We start from the raw sequence: 21284 nt of genomic DNA on the forward strand, positions 1-21284 counted from the left end.
TCTTCGGGCGCCGGCCCCGGCCCACGCCGCCCGGTCGCCCCGCGACACCCCGAGGTGACCTCCGTGCCCGAGCTCCACGTCCCGTCCCACCCGGTCCGGCTGGTCACGGCCTCCAGCCTCTTCGACGGCCACGACGCCTCGATCAACATCATGCGGCGCATCTTCCAGAGCCAGGGCTGCGAGGTGATCCACCTCGGCCACAACCGCTCGGTGCAGGAGGTGGTCGACGCCGCGCTCGAGGAGGACGTGCAGGGCGTCGCGGTCTCGTCCTACCAGGGCGGCCACGTGGAGTACTTCGAGTACCTCGTGGAGTCGCTGCGCGCCCAGGGCGCCGGCCACGTCAAGGTCGTGGGCGGCGGCGGGGGCGTCATCGTCCACGACGAGATCCAGCGCCTGCGCGACAGCGGCGTCACGATCTTCTCCCCCGAGGACGGCCAGCGCATGGGCCTGGTCGGCATGATCAACTCCGTCGTCGCCGACTGCGACACCGACCTGTGGGCCGCAGGGCAGGTCACCGCCGACCAGGTCGTCGGCGGCGAGCGCGCCGCGATCGCCCGCGCGATCACCGCCGCCGAGAGCGGCCGGCTGCCCGCCGAGACCCTGGCGGCGCTCCAGCAGGCCGCGAGCGCCCACCGCTCCCCCGTGCTCGGCATCACCGGCACCGGCGGCTCGGGCAAGTCCTCGCTCACCGACGAGCTCGTGCGCCGCTTCCGCGTCGACCAGCAGGACAAGCTGCGCGTGGCCGTCATCGCCGTCGACCCGACCCGCCGCAAGGGCGGCGGCGCCCTGCTGGGCGACCGGATCCGGATGAACTCCCTCGACGGCGACCGCGTCTTCTTCCGCTCCGTCGCGACGCGCGGCGCCCACGAGCTGCCCGACCACCTCGGCGACGTCATCGACGTGGTCAAGGCCGCCGGCTTCGACCTGGTGATCGTGGAGACCCCGGGCATCGGCCAGGGCGACGCCGCGATCGTGCCCTACGTCGACACCTCGCTCTACGTGATGACGCCGGAGTTCGGCGCCGCCTCGCAGTTGGAGAAGATCGACATGCTCGACTTCGCCGACGTGGTGGCGATCAACAAGTTCGAGCGACGCGGCGCCAAGGACGCGCTGCGCGACGTGGGCCGCCAGCTGGTCCGCAACCGCGAGGCCTTCGGCTCCCAGCCCGACGACATGCCGGTCTTCGGCACCTCGGCGGCCACGTTCAACGACGACGGCGTCACCGCGCTCTACCAGCACCTGCGCGACCTGCTCGGCGGGGCGGGGCTCCCGGTCGGCGAGGGCGTGCTGCCCGCCGTCGACGTGCGCCACTCCTCGGGCATCCGCCAGGTCGTGCCCGGCGAGCGGGTGCGCTACCTCGCCGAGATCACCGAGACCGTGCGCGGCTACCACGCCCGCACCGAGGAGCTGGTGGCCGCGGCCCGCCGCGTGCAGCGGCTCGAGGCGGTCTCCGCCGAGCTCGACTCCCTCGACGGCGGCGACCACGGTGACGTGCCCGGGCTGCTCGAGCGCGCCCGCAAGGCGCTGCCGGCCGAGGTCGCCGACCAGGTGGAGGCCTGGCCCGGTGTGGTCGCGGCGTACGCCGGTGACGAGCAGGTCACCCGCGTGCGCGACAAGGAGATCACCACCCGGCTCACGCGCGAGTCGCTCAGCGGCACCAAGGTGCGACGGGTCTCGCTGCCGACCTTCGAGGACCACGGCGAGCTGGTCCGCTTCTGGCGCCGCGAGAACCTCCCGGGCCACTTCCCCTTCACCGCGGGCGTCTTCCCCTTCAAGCGCGACGGGGAGGACCCGGCGCGGATGTTCGCCGGCGAGGGCGACCCCGCGCGCACCAACCGCCGCTTCAAGATCCTCTCGGCCGAGGGCGAGGCCAAGCGGCTGTCGACGGCCTTCGACTCCGTCACCCTCTACGGCCGCGACCCCGACGAGCGCCCCGACATCTACGGCAAGGTCGGCACGTCGGGGGTCAGCGTGGCGACGCTCGAGGACATGAAGGTGCTCTACGACGGCTTCGACCTGGTCTCGCCCACGACCAGCGTCTCGATGACGATCAACGGCCCCGCGCCCACCGTGCTCGCCTTCTTCCTCAACACCGTGATCGACCAGCAGGTCGACGCCTTCCGCGAGCGCGAGGGACGCGAGCCCGGCGAGGAGGAGCGGGCCGCGCTCGCCGCCCACGCGGTGGCCAGCGTGCGCGGCACCGTGCAGGCCGACATCCTCAAGGAGGACCAGGGGCAGAACACCTGCCTGTTCTCCACCGAGTTCAGCCTCCGGATGATGGCCGACATCCAGGAGTGGTTCATCGAGCACCAGGTGCGCAACTTCTACTCGGTCTCGATCTCGGGCTACCACATCGCCGAGGCCGGGGCCAACCCCATCAGCCAGCTGGCCTTCACCCTGGCCAACGGCTTCACCTACGTCGAGGCCTACCTCGCGCGCGGCATGGACATCGACGACTTCGCGCCCAACCTGTCGTTCTTCTTCTCCAACGGCATGGACCCCGAGTACACCGTGATCGGCCGCGTCGCGCGCCGGATCTGGGCGGTGGCGATGAAGGAGAGGTACGGCGCGGGCGAGCGCTCGCAGAAGCTGAAGTACCACGTGCAGACCTCGGGTCGCTCCCTGCACGCGCAGGAGATGGACTTCAACGACATCCGCACGACGCTCCAGGCGCTGATCGCCATCTACGACAACGCCAACAGCCTCCACACCAACGCCTACGACGAGGCCGTCACCACCCCGGGCGAGGAGTCGGTGCGGCGGGCGCTGGCGATCCAGATGATCATCAACCGCGAGTGGGGCCTGGCGATGAACGAGAACCCCCTCCAGGGCGCCTTCGTCGTCGACGAGCTGACCGACCTCGTGGAGGCGGCGGTGCTCGAGGAGTTCGACCGGATCAACGAGCGCGGCGGCGTGCTGGGCGCGATGGAGACCGGCTACCAGCGCGGCCGGATCCAGGACGAGTCGATGCTCTACGAGCACCGCAAGCACGACGGCTCGCTGCCGATCATCGGCGTCAACACCTTCCGCAAGCCCGAGCGCGGCGACGGCACCGACGGCACGCCGGTCCACGTGGAGCTCGCCCGCGCCACCGAGGCCGAGAAGGAGTCGCAGCTCAGCGGCGTGCGTCGCTTCTCCCAGGAGCACTCCCAGGAGGCCGCGGAGGCCATCGCGCGCCTCAAGGCGGCGGCCGTCACCGACGACAACGTCTTCGCGGTGCTGATGGACGCCGCGCGGGTCTGCACGCTCGGACAGGTGACGGAGGCCTTCTTCGAGGTCGGCGGGCAGTATCGTCGCAACGTGTGAGCACCTCTCTGCCTACCTACGACCAGCTCGTCGCCCTCCCGGCCTACACCGAGCAGCCCGTGCCGATCGCGTTCGAGGACGTCAACGGACACCTCAACGTGCGGCACTACCTCGGGATCGCCAGCGAGGGGCTCGACGAGTCCCTGGTGAGCCTCGGCGTCCCGCAGAACTGGCCGGCCCACGGCCACGCCTGCTTCTCCGCCGAGCACCACCTCACCTACCTCACCGAGCTGCGCACCGGTGACCGGCTCTCCGCGCGGGTCCGGCTGGTCGGGCGCTCCGAGCGCGCCGCCCACGTCGTGGTCTACCTGCTCGACGACACCGAGCAGCGCGTCAGCTACGTGATGGAGGAGATCTTCCTCCACATCGACATGAGCACCCGTAAGACCAGCCCGTGGCCCGAGGACGTCGCCAAGGCGATGGACGAGCGCATCGCCGAGGACCAGGCCCTCGACTTCGAGCCGGGCCTCTCAGGCTCCCTCGCCCTGCGCTGAGCGCACCCCTCCCCCGGGCGCCGCGCCGTCGCGGCCCGCGCCCGGGGCTTAAGGTCGGTCGCATGCCCTCCGACCGGCCCGACGACCGGCCCGACGGGCCGTCACGCCCCGCCCCGGGCGTCCAGGGCTCGCGCGCCCTCGGCTACGTCGTGCCCGGCGCGCTCGCCGTTCCGGTGCTGCTCGTGGCGGCCGTGCTCGTGCTGCCGCTGCTGGCCGACGTCGGCGCCGTCGGCCTCGTCGTCTGCGTGGCCCTCTCGGCGTTCCTCGCCCGCCGGTCCTGACCCGCCCCCTCCGGCCGCCCTCACCCCTCAGCGCCTGGGGCGGGCGGCGGCCGCGTGCCAGGGTGGAGGGCATGACCTCGACCCCTGATGCCCCGCAGTCCTCCGGCTCGACGCAGGCCCCCGACTCCCCCGTGGTCGTCGTGACCGGCGCCAACGGCCTCGTCGGCGCCCGCGTGTGCGAGGCGCTGGTCGAGCGGGGCGCACAGGTGCGTGCCGTCGTACGTCGCGCGGGCACGGCCCCCGACCTGGCCGGTGTGGAGGAGCGGGTCGGCGACTTCCCCGACCCCGCCTTCGCCGCGTCGGCGGTCGAGGGCGCCTTCGCCGTGGTGACCACCGTGCACCCGATGGGCAGCGACCGCGCGACCCAGCACGAGATCGGCGTCGAGGGCACCCCCGTGGTGGCCCGCGCGGCCGCGTCGGCCGGGGTCGACCGTCTCGTGCACGTCTCGACCGCCGCCGTCTACGACCGCTCGCCGGGGCGCGGAGACGTCGACGAGTCCTCCGACCTGGTCGACGACGACGCCGGCGACTACCCCGTCACCAAGCGCGACACCGACGCCGCGCTGGCCGCCACCGACGGGCTGACCCGCGTGCTGGTGCGCCCGCCGGCCATCCTCGGCGAGGGCGACTCCTCGGTGTGGAACACCCTGCGCCCCGCCGCCGTCCGCGACGACGAGCAGGCGCGCCACGCCGTGCCCGACCAGAGCTTCGCGTGGGTGCACGTCGACGACCTCGCCGCATTCATCGCCGACGTCGCGACCGGCCGGGTCGCCGCCTCCGACGACGCCGCCACCGGCCCGGTGGCCGGCGGGTGCACCCCGGTCAACGTCGCCGCCGGGCCGGCCACGGTGCGTGACTACCACCAGGCCGTCACCGGCGCCCTCGGCGTGGAGGCGGTCTGGGACGACGAGCCCGCCTGGACCGGCCGGATCCTCGCCGACCGCGCCCACGCCTGGGGCTGGACCCCCGAGGTCGACCTCCACGCCGCCCTCGCCGAGATCGAGGTCGGCCTGCGCGGCTGAGGCTGCCCGGCCGAGGCCGCGCGGCCGCGGGTCAGGGCACCCACACCGCCGCGTCGTGGGCGAAGACCACCCGTCGGGGGTCGAAGGCGAGCAGCCGCGCCAGCCACGGGCTCGCGGCGGGCAGGGGGTCGGTGTGCCCGCGCGACCGGGCCCGCTCGGCGAGCACGTCGGCCGACCAGGCCGACGCGGTGTCGTGGGCCTGCCCCGCGAGCACGACCGAGCCGTCGTCGCACTCCAGCACGACCGACTGGTGGCCGGCGACGTGGCCGGGCGTCGGCACGACGTGCACCCCGGGCGCGATCTCGGCCTCGCCGTCGAGCAGCTCGTAGCGGGCGCCGGCGAAGTCGACCAGGTCGGCCGCCGTGTAGCCGACCGCGCGGGCCGCGTCGAGCTCTCCGCGCTGGCAGTGGATCGGGCGGCCGGCGAAGGCCGGGTTCGCCCCGATGTGGTCGAAGTGCAGGTGGCAGTTGACGACCAGGTCGATCTCGCCGACCGCCAGCCCGACGCGGGCCAGCGCCTCCTCGACCGGCACCCGCCGCGGGCGGTACCACCCCTCGGCCTCGGCCCCGGCGTCGCCGATGCCGGTGTCGAGCAGCAGCACGCCGGCGGGGGTCCGGGCGACGTAGCCGAGCACGTGCTCGACGCGAGGGGCGCCCGTGCCGGTCTCCTCGGCCGGGCGCACGAACGTGCCGAGGTCGAGCCGCACCACGTCGTCCACGCGCATCCCGGATCCTCCGTGCTCCGCCGTCCCTGGCGGCCACTGTCCCACGCGGCGGTGCGACCGCCCCGACGGCGCGGTGTCGTCGTGCTCGGCACTCGCGGGCACTCGCGGGCACTCGCCCCCGAGCGCCCGGCCCCCCGGCGGCCGGGCGCGGGATACTGCCGCCCATGTTCCACGTGATGTTCCTCGAGCCCCGGATCCCGCCCAACACGGGCAACGCGATCCGGATGGTCGCCGGCACGGGGGCGACGCTGCACCTGGTCGAGCCGCTGGGCTTCGAGCTCGACGAGCCGAGGCTCAAGCGGGCCGGTCTCGACTACCACGACCTCGCCTCCGTGGTGGTCCACCCCGACCTCGACACCGCGCTGGGCAGCGAGGCCCTGGCCTCCTCGCGGGTCTTCGCGCTCACCGCCCACGCGACCCGCTGGCACACCGACGTCGCCTACCAGCCCGGCGACGTGCTGCTCTTCGGCCCCGAGCCGACCGGGCTGCCCGACGAGGTGCTGGCGCACCCCCGCACGACCGACCGGCTGCGGATCCCGATGGTGCCCGGCCGCCGCTCGCTCAACCTGTCCAACTCCGCCGCCGTGGTCGCCTACGAGGCGTGGCGCCAGCACGGCTTCCCGGGCGCCTCCTGAGCGCGGCGCGGTCGTCGTGGGACCGGCCGACGGTGTCGTGAGACCGGGTGGGGGTGCCGAGGCGTCTCCTCTCACGTAGGCCGATCCACCACCCGAGAGGAGGCACCGTGCGCGGTGCGAGACGAGACGACGCGGAGTTCACGGAGTTCGTGACGCTGCACTCCGACCGGCTCTACCGCTCCGCCTACCTGCTCACCGCCTCCCCGCACGCCGCCGAGGACCTGCTGCAGACCACCCTGGCCAAGGCCTTCGCCGGCTGGCGCCGCCTGCGCACGACCGACGACCCGGTGGCCTACACCCACCGCATCCTGCTCAACGCGTTCCTCTCCGAGCGGCGGCTGCGCCGCAGCGGCGAGCTCCCGGTGGAGGACGTGGCCGGCCGGGCCGCCGACACCGGCACCGCCGCCGCGCTGGCGTCGCCCGACCCCTCCGGCCCGGCCGGTGTCGCCGACCGGGTCACCCTGACCGCGGCCCTGGCCCGGCTGCCCGCCCTCGACCGCGCGGTCGTGGTGCTGCGCTTCTGGCTCGACCTCAGCGTCGCCACCACCGCGGCCGATCTCCACCTCACCGAGTCGGCGGTCAAGAACCGCACCGCACGCGCGCTGCGCGCCCTGCGCGAGCTGCTCGCCGACGACCCCGACGACCCCGCCGACCCCTCCGCGGCACGACCCGCGGCACCGCCCGCGGCCCAGCCCGCCGGCCTCACCCACGACCTCCCCAGGAGCACCCCGTGACCGACCCCAGCCACCAGACCCCGCACCAGCCCGACCACGACGCCCGCCTGCGCGAGCGCCTGGCCCACGCCGTCGACGGGCTGCGCGCCCCCGACGTCCTGCCCGCAGCCCTGGCCCGCGGCCGGCGCCAGCGCACCCGCCGTCGTCTCGTCCAGGGCACCGGCGGCCTCGCCGTCGCCGCCGCCCTCGCGCTCGCCGCCCCGGCCCTCGCCGATGGCTGGCCGGGAGGGCCCGACCCGTCCGGTCCCCCGGTGGCCGTCGACCCCGCCAGCGGCCCGGGCGCCGGCGCGGGCGAGGGCCGTGGTTCCGACCCCCGGACCCGGCTCGACGAGGCGGGTCGCGCCGCGTGCGACCCCGACGCAGCGGCCACCGGCTGGTGGAGCAGGCCCTCGGAGGGGGTCCGCGACGACCTGGCGGCCCTCCTGCCGCCGGGCACCCGGATCGGCGGCACCGACGACGCCTCGCCCGGGGGCTGGGGCGGTGACCTGGTCACGGGCGAGGGGGCGGGCGAGGACGCCGACTTCGCCAGCGTCACCCTGCTGCCGCCGCCGGGGGTGCCGGGCGGACGCACGAGCCTGGCCGAGCTGAGTGCCGGTGGTCCGTGCGCGGGTGGCGACAACGCGCCGCTGCAGGCCGTGGTGCCGTGCGCGGAGCTCACCGGCCACGAGACCTGCGAGGAGGTCCGCACCGGGGCCGGCGAGCTCGTCGGCGTGGTCACCGAGACGGTCGAGCGGACCGTCGTCGACGGCCGGGAGCGGCCCACCGACCGCGCCTACGTCCTGGCCACCCTCGCCGACCCCTCCGGCGGCCACGTCGAGCTCTACGTCGCCGAGGGCACCCGCGACGAGGGCCCCGACACCCTGCCCGACCCTGCCGACGTGCCCGCGCTCAGCGTCGAGCAGGCCCGCGCGATCCTCACCGACCCCGTCTGGACCCGCTGACCCTCGGCGGCACCGAGAGCCGCACCACCTTGTGCCAGGCGCTGGCGACCTGACGGTGCAGCGGCGCGGCGTGGTAGGTCAGGCCGTGGCGCTCCATGATCTCCCGCAGCCGGGGCGCGATCTCGGCGTAGCGGTTGCTGGGCAGGTCGGGGAAGACGTGGTGCTCGATCTGGTGCGACAGGTTGCCCGCGAGCACGTGCAGCAGCGGCGGGCCGGTGATGTCGGCGGAGCCGAGCATCTGGCGCAGGTACCACTCCCCCCGCGTCTCGCGCGTCGGCGTCTCGTCGAGCTCGAAGGTCTCCACGCCCTCGGGGAAGTGGCCGCACATGATCACCGAGTGGCTCCACAGGTTGCGGACCAGGTTGGCGGCGAGGGTGGCGCTCAGCGTCGAGCGCCACCCCGGGCCCGAGAGCGCCGGGTGGATGACGAGGTCCTTGAGCAGCTGGCGGCGCGCGCGGCGCAGCACGTCGCCGATGCGCCCCCGCATCTCCGCGTCGGGGCGCCGCCCGGCGCGCAGCGTCTCCCCGACCTCGAGGTCGTAGAGCGCGATGCCGTACTCGAAGAAGACGGCGTTGACCAGGTTCCACAGCGGCTGCACCGCGTGGCGGGGACGCCACGGCTGCGTCTCGTCGACGCGCAGGATGCCGTAGCCGAGGTCGTTGTCGTGGCCGAGCACGTTGGTGTGCACGTGGTGCAGCTCGTTGTGCGAGCGCTTCCACTGCTCCGGCGGGGTGACGTGGTCCCAGTCCCAGGTCGCGGAGTGGATCTTCGGGTCGCGCATCCAGTCCCACTGGCCGTGGAGCACGTTGTGGCCGATCTCCATGTTGTCGAGCACCTTGGCGGTGGCCAGGCAGGCCGCGCCCAGCACCCACACCGGCCGGCGGCGCGAGCCCACGACGAGCAGCGCGCGACCGCCGAGCTCGAGGCCCCGCTGCACCGCGATCACCCGACGGATGTACGCCGCGTCGCGCGCCCCGCGACCGGCCAGGACCTCGTCGCGCAGGGCGTCGAGCTCGGCCGCGAGCGCCGCGACGTCGGCGGCGTCCAGGTGCGCCGTCGCCGGGGAGACGGGCCGCTCGGCCGGGTCTGCCGCGGCCGTGACGGCGCCGGTCGCGGAAGGGCTGGTCACGGTGGAGGTGGGCACCCTTACTGGTACCCCATCGAGGGGTGAGCAGACAGCACCGGGGCCCGTGGCCCGTCGCGGGACGACCTTTGCTTGGCGCCGCCCGTCACAGTGGAGGCACTCGCACACGGGCGAGGCCGGGCGGACGGGGACCAGATGCGACACCACGGGCGGCGTGGCGAGCGGTGCGGGCGCCGACGCGGCGCGGGTGCGCTCGTCGGTGCCCTGGTCGGCTCGCTCGTGCTCGGGGGGTGCAGCCCCGACTCCGAGGCGGAGTCGGCGCGCACGTCCGAGGCCCCCGCCTCCGAGGCCGGTCGCGCGGCGTCGGCCGCCCCCGCCGGCCCGACCGCCACCCTCGCCTTCGCCGGCGACGTCCACCTCGAGGGCGCCCTGCGCGGGCTCTCGGAGCGCCCCCGCTCCACCCTCGGGCCGATGTCGCGGGTGCTGCGCGGCGCCGACCTCGCGATGGTCAACCTCGAGAGCGCGCTGACCCGCCCCGGCACCGGCGCCCCGGCCGCCAAGGAGCTGGAGGACCCGTCACTGCGCTACTGGTTCCGCAGCCCGCCCTCCGCCCTCGACCTGCTCGACCGCTCCGGTGTCGACGTCGTCTCGGTCGCCAACAACCACGGCGCCGACTACGGCGCGGCCGGCCTGCGCGACACCCTGGCGATCGCCGCCGACAGCCCCGTGGGCGTGGTCGGCGTCGGCGCCGACCCCACCGCGGCCTTCACCCCCCACCGCGTCGAGGTCGAGGGCCTCGGCGTCGGCGTGCTGGCCGCCGACTCCTCCCCGCTCGAGAGCGCCGACCCGACCTGGAGCGTGCGGGAGGGCGCCGGACCCGGCCTCGCCGCGGCCCGCACCCCCGACGCCCCCCGTCTGCTCGCGGCCGTGCGCGACTCCGCCGCCACCGACGACGTCACGGTCGTCTACCTGCACTGGGGGGAGGAGGGCGCCGCCTGCCCCACCCCGCTCCAGCAGGACCTCGCCGCCTCGCTCGCCGAGGCCGGCGCCGACGTCGTCGTCGGCTCCCACTCCCACCAGCTCCAGGGCGGGGGGCTGCTCGACGACGCCTACGTGGGCTACGGCCTGGGCAACTTCCTCTGGTACCACGGCCGGCAGGCCGAGACCGGCGTGCTCGAGGTCGAGGTCTCCGCCGATGCCGTCGAGGGCGTCACCTGGCGGCCGGCGCTCATCCCCGAGCCCGGCGGACAGCCCCAGCCGGTCACCGGCGCGGCCCGTGGCGAGGCCGTCGCCGACTGGCGCCGCCTGCGCGGCTGCACCGGCCTCGAGCCCGGCCCCGGCGCCGCCGCCGAGCCCGGCGGGCAGCCCGACCCGACCCAGCAGCCCGACCCGACCCAGCAGCCCGCCCCTCCGGCGACCGAGGCGCTGCCGGCGTACCGCTCCGAGGTGCGCCGGATCGGGCCGGCCGTGCGCCGCAGCATGCTCGGCTCCAGCCACCGCCCCACCTGTCCGGTGCCGCTGACCGACCTGCGCCAGCTGCGGATGTCCTACGTCGGCTTCGACGGAGCGGCCCGCACCGGGGCGATGGTCGTGCACGAGGACGTCGCCGAGGAGGTCACGCAGATCTTCCGCACCCTCTACCGCGAGCGCTTCCCGATCCGCCGGATGCGGCTCGTCGACGCCTACGGCGGCGACGACGACCGCTCGATGGCGGCCAACAACACCTCGGGCTACAACTGCCGCACCGTGGCCGGCACCGACCGTTTCTCCGACCACGCCTTCGGCCGCGCCCTCGACATCAACCCGGTGCAGAACCCCTACGTCCTGGGGGGCGAGGTGCTGCCGCCGGCCGGTCGCGCGTTCGCCGACGTCGACCGCTCCCCCGGTGCCCGCGCCGTGCCGGGCGTCATCGCTCGCGGCGACGTCGTCTTCCGCGCCTTCGCCTCCCGCGGCTGGGAGTGGGGCGGCGACTACTCCGAGCCCGACTGGCAGCACTGGAGCGCGCCCGCCGGCTGAGCCTCACGCCCGTCGGGCCCCCGCCGCCCGCCGGGTCGGCTGGCGGTTCGGCTGGCGGGTCGCCTGCCGGGCCTCGCGCACCGCGAGCGCGGCCAGCGCCGTGGTGATCGGCACCGCGGCCATCAGCCCGAAGGTCGCCACGACGCTGCGCACGACCTCCTGGGCGATCACCTGGTCGGTGACGACGTCGCCCAGCGGGTCGTCGGTGGCGACGACGAGGATGAGCAGCGGCAGCGCGGAGCCGGCGTAGGCCAGCACGATGGTGTTGATGACCGAGGCGATGTGGGAGCGCCCGACGCGGGTGGCGGCACGGTAGAGCTCGCGCGCGCCGTAGCCCGGGTTGGCCCGCGCGATCTCCTCCACCGTGGCGGCCTGGGTGACGGTGACGTCGTCGAGCACGCCGAGCGAGCCGATGACGATCCCCGCGAGCAGGACGCCCTGCACGTTGACGCCGTAGGTCGTGCCGAGCGAGGACGACAGGTCGTCGGAGACCCCGGTCAGCCCCAGCACCGCCACCGAGAGCGCGGAGAGCAGCCCGGTGAGGGTCAGGGCCGCGATCGTGCCGACCACCGCCACGGTGGTGGACAGGCTCGGCCCGTGGGTCAGGTAGAGCACCGTCAGCACGATCGCTGCCGACCCCACGATGGCCACGAGCAGCGGCGACTCCCCCGCCAGGATCGCCGGCACCACGAACCACACCAGCAGTCCGAAGGTCACCCCGAGCCCCAGCAGCGCCGTCAGCCCGCGCAGCCGCCCGAAGGCCACGACCGCCAGCGCGAAGGCCCCCACCAGCACCGCCAGCCCCGTGCCGCGCTGCCGGTCCACGATCGAGTACGACGGGGGCGCCGACTCGTCGACGGAGCCGTCCGGGTCGCGCGCGGCCCCGAGCTCGACCAGCAGCACGTCGTCGCCCTCCCCGACCTCGACGGCACCCGCGCCGGTCGGCAGCGGCGTCTCCACCTCGAGCCCGTCGTCGGCGCCGCTGGTCAGCCGCACCGTCGCGGTGCCGCAGGTGCTCGCCGCCGCGGCACCGCCGGCGCCGGATGCCGGGTCGGCGGCGGGGTCGGGCGTGGTGCCGCCCGTCGCTGCGCTCTCGGGACACTGCTCCACGCTGACCGCGGTGACCACGCCCTCGACCTGCTCCAGCGAGCCGGGGGTGTCGGGCCCGGGCAGCGAGCCCGGCCACAGCCAGACCAGGCAGCCCAGCGTCACGAGCGCCAGCGGCACGACCACCGCGAGGGCCAGTCGTCGCATGCGGGGCGAGGAGGCCTCAGCCGTCCCCGGTGCTGCGTGTCGCGGGTGGTGCGCACCCATCGCGGGGCTCCCTCTTACTGATCGTTGGACCCACTGCCTGACCGTCACAACGGTGTGGAAGTGGGTCCAACGGTCAGTAAGTGGCGCCGGCGCCCGGCCCGCCCGAGCCTAGCGGCGGGCCGGCGTCGCCTCAGGGCACCTGGGTGAAGCCGCTGATCGTGCTGGCGTGGTCGCCGTAGTCGTAGACGGTGAGGTCGAGCTGGAGGCGGGTGCCCGACTCCAGGGGCACGAGGTCGTAGGTGAGGGCCTCGAGGTCGGCGTAGAGGCCGACGTCGGAGGTGGGGGTCCAGCGCTCCGAGCCGTCGTTGAGCAAGGTGTAGACCTCCGGCACGATGAGGCCGTCGGGCTCGGCGTTGAGCTCGCCGTAGCCCTCGGTCGCGGGGTCGTAGGCGTAGTAGGTCTCGGCCACGATGTCGCCGGAGTCGACGTCGATCTCGATCGAGAGCAGCACGTCCTGGTAGGTCTCGCCGTCGACGTCGCCGGGGGCGTAGTAGGCCATCGGCACGTCGAGGGAGACCACGTCGGCGTCCTCCTCCACCAGCAGCGAGACGTAGGCCCGGGCGGTGTCGATGCCGTCGCTGATCTCCAGCGTCGTCAGGTCGTAGAAGCCGCTGGCCACCGGCGCCCCGTCGGGGTCGATGGCGGCGCTCTCCTCGCCGAGGTAGGTCAGCGAGCCGTCGGGCTCGACGACGGCGTAGGAGATCGTGGCGTCGGTGAGGTTGGCCTGGCCCAGCTCGTCGTACTCCGCGGTGACGTAGACGCCGCCGTCCTCCAGCTCCACCAGCGGGCCGTCGGCCAGGTCGGTGAACTGCGCGGTCTCCTCGGCGGGGATCTGCGCGCCGGCGTCGTAGTAGGCGGTGAGGAAGTCGGCCCAGGGCTCGGCGGAGGCGACGTCGAGATAGGCCCCGTCGGCCAGCTCGGCGGTGGGAGGGAAGTAGATCGACAGGCCGGTGGCGCCCCGGGTGGCGGCGCCGTCGACCTCGGAGACGACGGCGTCGCCGATCGCGCGCACCAGGGCGTCGGCCTCGTCGGAGACGTCGAGGGCCTCGACGCCGATGGTCGTGGCGAGCAGCCCGAGGTCCTTCATGTGGCTGTCCTCGTCCTCGTCGGGGCTGCGGGCGAAGCCCAGCGTCTCCGCCCCCGCGCGGCCCACGACGGGTGCCACCGCGACCGCCCGCTCCGCGAGCGCACCGCTGAAGGCGGCCATCGCGGCGTCGACCTCGTCCATGCGCGTCAGGTCGACCAGCCCGAGGGTGATGCCGTCGGCGGTGCCCTCGGCCTCGGCCTGCGCGACGAAGCCGTCGAGCAGCGCCGCGCCGAGCTGGTCGGCGGTGGCGTCGGGGTCCTCGGCGAGCAGCCGGAGCGCGCCGTAGTCCCAGCCGTGGCCGGGCTCGAGCTCCTGGGAGGCGACCAGCCGGTCGGCGAGCGGAGCGACCGCGCTGGCCACCTCGTAGCTGGCCATCAGGCAGGCGTCGAAGCCCAGCAGGTCGAGCTTGTCGACGCCCGCGCGCTCCAGCCCCTCGGAGATGCCGCGCGTCAGGTCGGCCAGGTCGAGCACCTCGCCGGTCCCGTCGTCGGGCCCGACGCCGGGCCACGAGGCGCCGTGGTCGGAGATGACCAGCGCGTAGTGACCGGCCCGGTGGGCCTCGATGCCCTCGGCCACGAAGTCGGCGAGGGTCGCGGGGTCGGCGGAGTCGACGTCGCCGAGGTCCTCCACCAGCTCGCTCGTGCCCGCGGGGCCCAGGTCGAGCACGCGCGCGCCGACCCAGTCGCCCTGGTCGAGCGCCGGGTCGGCGCCGTAGTCGGGCGAGCGGTCCATCAGCTCGCGCACCTGGAGGTTGTCGTTGGAGCCCACCGCACCGAGCTCGTTGAGGTCGCCGACCATGAAGGGCTCGAGGTCGGTGTCGGCCATCGAGTAGTGCAGCACCGTCCAGCCGTCGCCCTCGCGCCCGGTGTGGGCGGTCGGCACCGACCCACCCGCGTCCGCCTCCCCCGGCGACGGCGCGCCCCCGCAGCCGGCGGCGAGCACCAGCAGCGCTGCGGCCACGGCGGCTCGGACCGGTCGGCGGTGGGCGGCTCGGGGGCGGCTCGGCGTGGGCACGGCCCGACGCTAGGACGCGGCGGCCCGCGCCGGGGGCCGAACGGCCCCGGGCCGTGCCCGGTGGCTAGACCAGCGGGCGGGTAGCGTCGGGCGGGTGGACGACCTCGGCACGGTGTACGACGGACCGCGCCCGGCGCGCCGGGTGGTCTCGCTGGTGCCGTCGCTGACCGAGGCGCTGGCCTCGGTCGACCGCGACGCCGTGGTCGGTGCGACCGACTGGTGCACCCACCCCGCCGACCTCGGCGCCGCCCGGGTGCGCGGCACCAAAAACCCCGACCTCGCCGCGGTGCGCGCGCTGGAGCCCGACGTGGTCGTGGCCAACCAGGAGGAGAACCGCGAGCTCGACGTGAGGCGGCTGCGCGAGAGCGGCGTGCGGGTCTGGGTGACCCGCATCGAGACCGTGCCGGAGGCGGTCGGCTCGATGGAGCGGCTGCTCGACGGTCTCGGCTGGGAGCGCCCGACCTGGCTGGGCGAGGCCCGCAGGCTGTGGTGCGGCCCGGTGCCACCGGTGTCGCGACGGGTGGCCATCCCGGTGTGGCGCGACCCGTGGATGGTCGTCGGCGCGCGCACCTTCACCGGCGACCTGGCCCGTCGCCTCGGTCTCGACAACGTCTTCGCCGACCACCCCGACCGCTATCCCGCCGCCTCCCCGGAGCAGGTCGTCGCGGCCGCCCCTGACGTCGTGCTGCTCCCCGACGAGCCCTACCTCTTCACCGCCGACGACGGCCCGGAGGTGTTCGCGGGCGGCCCGGACGGCCCGGACGGCCTGGACGGCCTGGACGGCGCGGGCGGCGCGGACGGCGTGGCGACCGAGCTGGTCAGCGGTCGGCTGCTGACCTGGTACGGGCCCTCGCTCCTCGAGGCCCACCGCTCCCTGGCCCGCTGAGCCCTGCCGGGGCGCGCGCGGCCACCGGGCGCGGCAGCGCGAAGAGCCAGTCGAGGCCGACCGCGAGCAGCAGCCGGTGCAGGGCCAGGCACACCGCCACGGCGGCGGCGGCCACCACCACCGGCCACGCCAGCGCGAGCACCGGGCTCCCGGGCGGGGGCAGCAGCGCCGGCGCGTGGGCGAGCAGCGCGAGCAGCGGCGAGTGCAGGACGTAGACCGGCAGCGTCAGCGCCCCGAGGCGCGCCAGCGCGGCCCCGACCCGCGGCCGCTCGGCCAGGGCGACCGCGACGGCGAGGCCCAACGGCACCCCGAGCAGGGCCAGCACCAGCAGGTCGGCGCTGCCCGGCAGGCCGGCGGCCCGCTGCGCCGCGAGCAGCGCCACGAAGGCGGCCACGAGCAGCAGCACGCGCCCCGGCCGGCCGGCGGCGGGACCGGCGAGCCGGCGTACGTCCTGGGGCCGGTAGGCGGCCCAGGCGAAGAACACGAAGTGGGTCAGCACCGCGGCGCGGTTGAGGTCGTCGACCGGCAGCCACGAGGTCGCCGCGGTGAGCAGGGCCGCCCCCGCGAGGGTCGCCCGCGGCCAGCGCACCAGCAGCCGGGCCAGCACGACGTAGACCGCCAGCGCGTAGAGGAACCACAGCCCCGTCGAGGCCCAGACCAGGTCGGCCAGCAGCTCCGCGCCGTCCTGGGTGCGGTTGAGCGGCATCGCCCGCTCCACCGAGAAGTACGCCGCCAGCAGCAGCAGCCACACCGCGTAGACCCACGCGGTCGTGCCCACCCGACGGCGCAGCGCGGGCCACGGCCGGCGCACGACGCCGGCGGCGAAGAAGCCGCTCACGACGAAGAACAGCGGCATCCGCACCGGCTTGAGGGCCGCCGACAGCTCGTACCAGACCAGCGCCAGCCCGGAGGGGTCGAGCCAGCCGTCGCCGGCGGCGCGGTCGGTGCCCGGCAGCGGCGGCGGGCCGGGCTCGCCCATGAGCGCCGGCACGTAGAGCTTGCCGACGGCGTGGTGCAGCACGACCAGCAGGATGCACGCGCCCTTGGCGACGTCGGCCCAGACCTGACGGTCGGGCTGCCGGTCGGGCTGCCGGGGGGCCGGGGGCGCCGTGGTCACGCGAGGTCGGCCGGCACGGCCAGCGTGGTCTCGACGGTCCGCCCCCGCAGGACGGCCCGGCCGTGGCGCCGCCACCGCGCGCCCTCCTCGCCGCCCGCGGCCTCGACGGTCTCCCACGAGGTCAGCAGCCCGCCGTCGACCTCCTTGGCCAGCTCGGTGAGGCGGGCGGCGGCGTTGACCGCGTCACCGATCACCGTGTACTCCAGCCGGTCGGTCGTGCCGACGTTGCCGGCCACCGTCTCGCCGGTGTAGACGCCGATGCCGGCCGCGACGTCGGTCTGCTCCTCGGCCAGCCGCTGCGCCATCGCGCGCCCGGCCGCCAGGGCGCGCGCGGCGTGGTCGGGCAGCTCCACCGGGGCGCCGAAGACGGCCAGCACCGCGTCGCCCATGAACTTGTTGACGAAGCCGCCGTGGGCGCCGACCTCGTCGACGACCACGGAGAAGAAGCGGTTGAGCACGTCGACCACCTCGGCCGGCTCGCGGTCGGCGGCCATGGAGGTCGAGCCGACGAGGTCGACGAAGAGCACGGTGACCACGCGCGAGGCCCCGCCCAGCTCGAGGTCGCCCGCCGCCGCGGCCTCGGCGACGTCGCGCCCGACGTGGCGCCCGAAGACGTCGCGCAGGTGCTCGCGCTCGCGCAGCCCGTCGGCCATCTCGTTGAAGCCGGCCTGCAGCAGGCCCAGCTCGCTGCCGTCGTAGACCGGCACCCGCTGCGACAGGTCACCGGTGCGGACCTGGGCGATGGCGCGGCGCACCGACTCGATGGGGGCCACCACCGAGCGGGCGTTGAGCACGGTGACCAGGAGGCCGAAGACGAGCACCACCCCGCCCAGCACCAGCACCTCGACGGCCAGCCGGGTGGTGGAGACCCCGTCGGTGAGGGCCAGCACGGCCGCGACCATCAGGCCGACCACGGGGGCGCCGGTGCCGAGCAGCCAGAAGGTCAGCAGCCGGCCGCCGACCCCGAGGCCGCGCGGGCGCCGCGCCGAGGTGTCGCCGGTGAGGGCGCGCGCCGCGATCGGGCGCAGCGTGAACTCGGTGAGCAGGTAGGCCACCGCGCACACCACCAGCCCGGCGATGGCCACGGTCAGGCCGGTGCTCACCGCCCGCGAGGGCTGCAGCAGCGCCGAGAGGAGGGTGAAGAGCACGACGGCGGCCAGCCAGAGCCCCGCCTGGAGCAGGGTCAGGCGCAGCGGCACCCGCAGCGTGCGGAGCCGGTCGCGCGGGGTGGGCTCCTCGCCGCGGGTGGCCCAGCGCAGGGCCTTGAGGGTGCCCCGGGTGCCGCGGACCGCCCCGAGCACGAGCGCGAGGCCGACGTAGACCGGGATGGCGATGAAGAGCGCGAGGGCCATGTCGGCCTCCGGCGTCTCCTGGGCGAAGACGAAGGTCGACAGGACGACCACCACCCCCGCCCCGATGCTGTGGGTGGTGAGCAGGATGACGGTGAGCAGCAGCTGCATCCGCACCCGCAGCGCCCGCAGGCTCTGGTCGGCCGGGCCCAGCAGCCACGACCCGAACGGGTTGCGGGCGGCCTGGACGGTGCCGGCGGTCCCAGGGCTCACTCCAGCCACCTCCGTCCGGCCTCCGTGGGGGCCGTCGTCGACGGCCGTGCTCGGGCCCAGTGTGCCGCACCCGCGGGGCGCGGCTCAGCCGAACCCGCAGGTCACAGCGCCCAGCCCACGCCCGTCAGCTCCTCGGAGACGTCCCACAGCCGTCGAGCCGCGCCGTCGTCGGCCGCCTCCAGCGAGCGCGAGGCCGGTGCGGGGGCGCCGCGGAGCCCGCCGAGCCGCGACGGACCGACGTAGGTGCCGCCGACGAGGTCGTAGGTCGCCGCCATCACCGAGGGGCGCGCCCCCTCCTCGGCGCTGGTCGCGACGACGCGGTTGCCCACCGCCATCAGGGTGTTCATCAGCGGCACGGCGTGGTGCGACTGGAGGTTGGTCGCGGCGTAGCCCGGGTGCGCGGCGGTCGCGCGCACCGCGGAGCCGGACGCACCGAGGCGTCGCTGGAGCTCGGCGGTGAAGAGGAGGTTGGCCAGCTTGCTCTGCTGGTAGGCCCGCCCCGGCGAGTAGGAGCGCTCCAGGAAGAGGTCGTCGAAGTCCAGCGGCGGGCCCTTGTGCAGCGCCGAGGACACCGACACCACCCGGTCGGCCACATGGGGCAGCAGCAGGTTGACCAGCGCGAAGTGGCCCAGGTGGTTGGTGCCGAGCTGGAGCTCGAAGCCGTCGGCCGTGCGGCCCTGGGGCACCATCATGATCCCGGCGTTGGCCACCACGCCGTGCAGCGGACGCTCCCAGCCCTCGGCCAGGGCCCGCACCGAGGCCAGGTCGGCCAGGTCGAGCGCGGCGACCTCCACCGACCCCCGGCCGCCGAGGCCGACGCGGACCTCCTCGGCCGCGGCCCGCCCCTTGGCGGCGTCGCGGGCGGTCATGACCACGTGGGCGCCGGCGGCCGCCAGCATCCGGGAGGTCTCCAGGCCGAGCCCGGAGTTGGCGCCGGTCACCAGCCAGGTGCGGTCGGTCTGGTCGGGCACGAGGAAGTCGCTCATGGGTCCCAGCCTAGGAAGCAGGCCCAGGAGCGGCCTAGGAAGCGGGCCCGGCGGCGCGCCCGGCGGCCCGCTCGCGCCGCGCCGCGGCATGGGCCAGCGCGTCGTCCCACGAGCCGCCCCGCATCACCTGGGTCCGGTACTTCATGATCTCCGCCGGGGCGTCGACCGCCAGCGCGCCGATCAGCCGGTCGCCGCGGCGGTAGAGCGCCACCCAGCGTCCGGCCGCGGTCGGGTCGCCGTCGACGACGAGCACCTCGTCGGCCACCGGCGAGCCGATCATCTGGATCCGCACGTCGTACCAGTCGGACCAGAAGAAGGGCACCGTCGCGTACGCCGCCGCGGCGGCCGGGTCGAGCGCGTTGCGCGCGGCCGCGGCTCCCTGGTCGGCGGCCCCGGTCCAGTTCTCCAGCCGCTGGGTCTCCCCCATCGTGGCGTTGGGCCAGCGCACCACGTCGCCCGCGGCCCACACCCCCGGGGCGCCGGCCCACAGCGTCTCGTCGCAGACGACACCGTCGTCGAGGCGCAGCCCGGAGCCCTCCAGCCAGCCGGTGGCGGGCACGACCCCGATGCCGACGACCACCAGGTCGGCCGGCCGCACCGTGCCGTCGTCGAGCACGACCCGCTCCACCCGGCCCGCGCCGTCGCCCTCGACCGAGGCGACGCCGACGCCGGTGAGCAGGCGGGTGCCGTGGCGCTCGTGGATGGCGGCGACGTGGGCGCCCAGCTCCGCGCCCACGGCCCTCGCCAGCGGCGTGGGCTGGGCCTCCACCACGGTGACGTCGAGGCCCCGGCCCCGGGCCGCGGAGGCGACCTCGGAGCCGATGAACCCCGCGCCCACCACGACCGTGCGTGCCCGCGCCTCGAGGGCGCGCCGCACCGCGCGGGCGTCGTCGAGGGTGCGCAGCGGGTGCACGCCGTCGAGGTGGTCGGTGCCGGGCAGGCGCCGCGCCGTCGACCCGGTGGCGAGCACGACGGCGTCGTAGGCCACCTCGCGCCCGCCGACGTGGACGACGCGCGCGGCGGTGTCGAGCGCGGTGGCCGGCCGGCCGAGCAGCAGATCGACCCCGAGCTCCTCGCGCAGGTGGGCCTCCTCGCGCAGGTAGGGCGCCGCGGGCTCCGACCCGGGGCCGGCCCCGAGGTGCGCCTTGGACAGCGGCGGGCGGTCGTAGGGCAGGTGCTCCTCGGCGCCGACCAGCGTGATCGACCCGGCGAACCCCGCCTTGCGGGCCGACTCGACCGCGCGCAGCCCGGCGAGCGAGGCGCCGACCACGACCAGTCGGCCCGTGGCCGGGTCGGGCGGCGCGCCGCGGTCGGGCGCCGACCCCGGAGCGGTCACTGGAGTCGCAGCGCCCCGGTGGGGCAGCTGGCCACGGCCTCCTCGACGTCGGAGACGTCCTCGGGCGCGACCTCGGCCTGGAGCACGGTGAGGTCGCCGTTGTCCTCGAGCTGGAAGTGGTGGGGGGCCAGCGACTCGCACATGCCGATGCCCTCGCAGCGGTCGTAGTCGACGGTGATCTTCATGGGCGCACCTCGGGCTCGGGGTCGTGGGGGGGACGGCCGGTCGGGGCGACCGGGCCCGCTCGCACGATGGCAGACCGCGCCCGGCCACCGCGGCACCTGTGGCGAAGGTCACGGCACGTGTCGCGGGCGACGTCGGAGTCACCCTTCTGTGGGAGATACCGGCCCGCGGCCCGTGGCACGGTGGATGAGAGGCCGGACCTTCCGCCTCACGATCGGAGGACCGATGACCGACCAGGCCAAGACCCCCGCAGGCAACCGGGCACGGTGGCTGGTGCCCGCCGCCGTGCTCGTGCTGCTCGTGGTCGTGGGCGGCGTCATCCTGCTCATCGGGCTGCTGCAGGGCGACGACACCGACCTCGACCCGCCCACGCCCGTCGAGGAGCAGAGCAGCTCGGCGCTCGCCCTCCCGGTGGACCCCGTCCCGGTGGGCTGACGCCCCGCGGCGCGGTCAGCGGTCGCCGCGGGCCAGCCTGGTCGGGAGTTCGGCGCCCCCCGGCGGGCTGCGTGAGCCCCGCCTGACCGACTCGGCCGCCGCGGCGACCGCTGCCCCGAGCATCCCT

Annotated in this window: 19 protein-coding genes; 10 read left to right on the forward strand and 9 right to left on the reverse strand. The window is 75.5% G+C overall.

Annotated features, from left to right (window positions below):
* Window positions 1-63 precede the first annotated feature (63 nt).
* The 4 genes from icmF to IR170_RS15860 all read left to right on the forward strand — a co-directional run bounded on the left by icmF (window position 64) and on the right by IR170_RS15860 (window position 5103).
* A complete protein-coding gene (gene icmF, locus IR170_RS15845; protein WP_193665639.1) occupies window positions 64-3306 on the forward strand; it encodes a fused isobutyryl-CoA mutase/GTPase IcmF in 3243 nt (1080 codons plus the stop codon).
* On the forward strand, window positions 3303-3800 hold the full coding sequence (locus tag IR170_RS15850; protein ID WP_193665641.1) for a thioesterase family protein: 498 nt from the start codon (window positions 3303-3305) through the stop codon (window positions 3798-3800). The genes icmF and IR170_RS15850 overlap by 4 nt, the downstream gene beginning before the upstream one ends.
* 62 nt (window positions 3801-3862) lie before the next feature.
* On the forward strand, window positions 3863-4081 hold the full coding sequence (locus IR170_RS15855; protein ID WP_193665644.1) for a hypothetical protein: 219 nt from the start codon (window positions 3863-3865) through the stop codon (window positions 4079-4081).
* Window positions 4082-4152: 71 nt separating this feature from the next.
* On the forward strand, window positions 4153-5103 hold the full coding sequence (locus IR170_RS15860; protein ID WP_193665646.1) for an NAD-dependent epimerase/dehydratase family protein: 951 nt from the start codon (window positions 4153-4155) through the stop codon (window positions 5101-5103).
* Between the two features lie 31 nt (window positions 5104-5134).
* Here the strand turns inward: IR170_RS15860 and IR170_RS15865 are convergent, their stop codons facing one another.
* A complete protein-coding gene (locus IR170_RS15865) occupies window positions 5135-5827 on the reverse strand; it encodes an N-acyl homoserine lactonase family protein (RefSeq protein WP_193665647.1) in 693 nt (230 codons plus the stop codon).
* Window positions 5828-5991: 164 nt separating this feature from the next.
* Between IR170_RS15865 and IR170_RS15870 the strand changes: the two genes are divergently transcribed.
* The 3 genes from IR170_RS15870 to IR170_RS15880 all read left to right on the forward strand — a co-directional run bounded on the left by IR170_RS15870 (window position 5992) and on the right by IR170_RS15880 (window position 8137).
* Window positions 5992-6462, forward strand: a complete 471-nt coding sequence (locus tag IR170_RS15870; RefSeq protein ID WP_193665649.1) for a tRNA (cytidine(34)-2'-O)-methyltransferase — start codon at window positions 5992-5994, stop codon at window positions 6460-6462.
* Between the two features lie 107 nt (window positions 6463-6569).
* Entirely contained in the window at window positions 6570-7196 is a 627-nt protein-coding gene (locus IR170_RS15875) for a SigE family RNA polymerase sigma factor (RefSeq protein ID WP_193665652.1), read from the forward strand.
* Window positions 7193-8137, forward strand: coding sequence for a hypothetical protein (locus tag IR170_RS15880; protein ID WP_193665654.1), 945 nt, complete (start codon window positions 7193-7195; stop codon window positions 8135-8137). Before IR170_RS15875 ends, IR170_RS15880 begins: the two co-directional genes overlap by 4 nt.
* Here the strand turns inward: IR170_RS15880 and IR170_RS15885 are convergent.
* Window positions 8112-9266 (reverse strand): fatty acid desaturase family protein, encoded by a 1155-nt coding sequence (locus IR170_RS15885; RefSeq protein WP_193665656.1) that lies wholly within the window; start codon window positions 9264-9266, stop codon window positions 8112-8114. The two genes, IR170_RS15880 and IR170_RS15885, sit on opposite strands and share 26 nt — an antisense overlap.
* A 150-nt stretch (window positions 9267-9416) precedes the next feature.
* Between IR170_RS15885 and IR170_RS15890 the strand changes: the two genes are divergently transcribed.
* Window positions 9417-11237: a CapA family protein gene (locus IR170_RS15890; RefSeq protein ID WP_193665658.1), complete on the forward strand. Its 1821-nt coding sequence runs from the start codon at window positions 9417-9419 to the stop codon at window positions 11235-11237.
* A gap of 3 nt (window positions 11238-11240) precedes the next feature.
* Here the strand turns inward: IR170_RS15890 and IR170_RS15895 are convergent, their stop codons facing one another.
* Both IR170_RS15895 and IR170_RS15900 read right to left on the reverse strand, forming a co-directional pair.
* Window positions 11241-12491: a YibE/F family protein gene (locus IR170_RS15895; protein WP_193665660.1), complete on the reverse strand. Its 1251-nt coding sequence runs from the start codon at window positions 12489-12491 to the stop codon at window positions 11241-11243.
* A 190-nt stretch (window positions 12492-12681) separates the two neighbouring features.
* Window positions 12682-14652 (reverse strand): clostripain-related cysteine peptidase, encoded by a 1971-nt coding sequence (locus tag IR170_RS15900; protein WP_193665662.1) that lies wholly within the window; start codon window positions 14650-14652, stop codon window positions 12682-12684.
* Window positions 14653-14746: 94 nt separating this feature from the next.
* On the opposite strand from IR170_RS15900, the gene IR170_RS15905 reads away from it, so the two are divergent.
* Window positions 14747-15538 carry a helical backbone metal receptor gene (locus IR170_RS15905; RefSeq protein WP_193665664.1) on the forward strand — a complete coding sequence of 264 codons (792 nt, stop codon included), beginning with the start codon at window positions 14747-14749 and terminating at the stop codon, window positions 15536-15538.
* Here the strand turns inward: IR170_RS15905 and IR170_RS15910 are convergent.
* The 5 genes from IR170_RS15910 to IR170_RS15930 form a co-directional block, all read right to left on the reverse strand.
* Window positions 15471-16655 (reverse strand): acyltransferase family protein, encoded by a 1185-nt coding sequence (locus tag IR170_RS15910; RefSeq protein ID WP_193665666.1) that lies wholly within the window; start codon window positions 16653-16655, stop codon window positions 15471-15473. The two genes, IR170_RS15905 and IR170_RS15910, sit on opposite strands and share 68 nt — an antisense overlap.
* Window positions 16652-18217 carry an adenylate/guanylate cyclase domain-containing protein gene (locus IR170_RS15915; protein WP_319805121.1) on the reverse strand — a complete coding sequence of 522 codons (1566 nt, stop codon included), beginning with the start codon at window positions 18215-18217 and terminating at the stop codon, window positions 16652-16654. Before IR170_RS15915 ends, IR170_RS15910 begins: the two co-directional genes overlap by 4 nt.
* A gap of 101 nt (window positions 18218-18318) precedes the next feature.
* The gene (locus IR170_RS15920; RefSeq protein ID WP_193665668.1) at window positions 18319-19203 is read right to left on the reverse strand and encodes an oxidoreductase; all 885 of its coding nucleotides are present in this window, start codon (window positions 19201-19203) and stop codon (window positions 18319-18321) included.
* 34 nt (window positions 19204-19237) lie between these two features.
* On the reverse strand, window positions 19238-20539 hold the full coding sequence (locus IR170_RS15925) for an NAD(P)/FAD-dependent oxidoreductase (RefSeq protein WP_193665670.1): 1302 nt from the start codon (window positions 20537-20539) through the stop codon (window positions 19238-19240).
* Complete coding sequence (locus IR170_RS15930; protein ID WP_056863279.1) at window positions 20536-20724, reverse strand: ferredoxin; 189 nt, start codon at window positions 20722-20724, stop codon at window positions 20536-20538. Before IR170_RS15930 ends, IR170_RS15925 begins: the two co-directional genes overlap by 4 nt.
* Window positions 20725-20947: 223 nt before the next feature.
* On the opposite strand from IR170_RS15930, the gene IR170_RS15935 reads away from it, so the two are divergent.
* Window positions 20948-21157, forward strand: a complete 210-nt coding sequence (locus tag IR170_RS15935; RefSeq protein WP_193665672.1) for a hypothetical protein — start codon at window positions 20948-20950, stop codon at window positions 21155-21157.
* Window positions 21158-21284 lie beyond the last annotated feature (127 nt).

The sequence above is a fragment of the Nocardioides kribbensis genome, assembly GCF_015070375.1.
Taxonomy (GTDB): domain Bacteria; phylum Actinomycetota; class Actinomycetes; order Propionibacteriales; family Nocardioidaceae; genus Nocardioides; species Nocardioides kribbensis.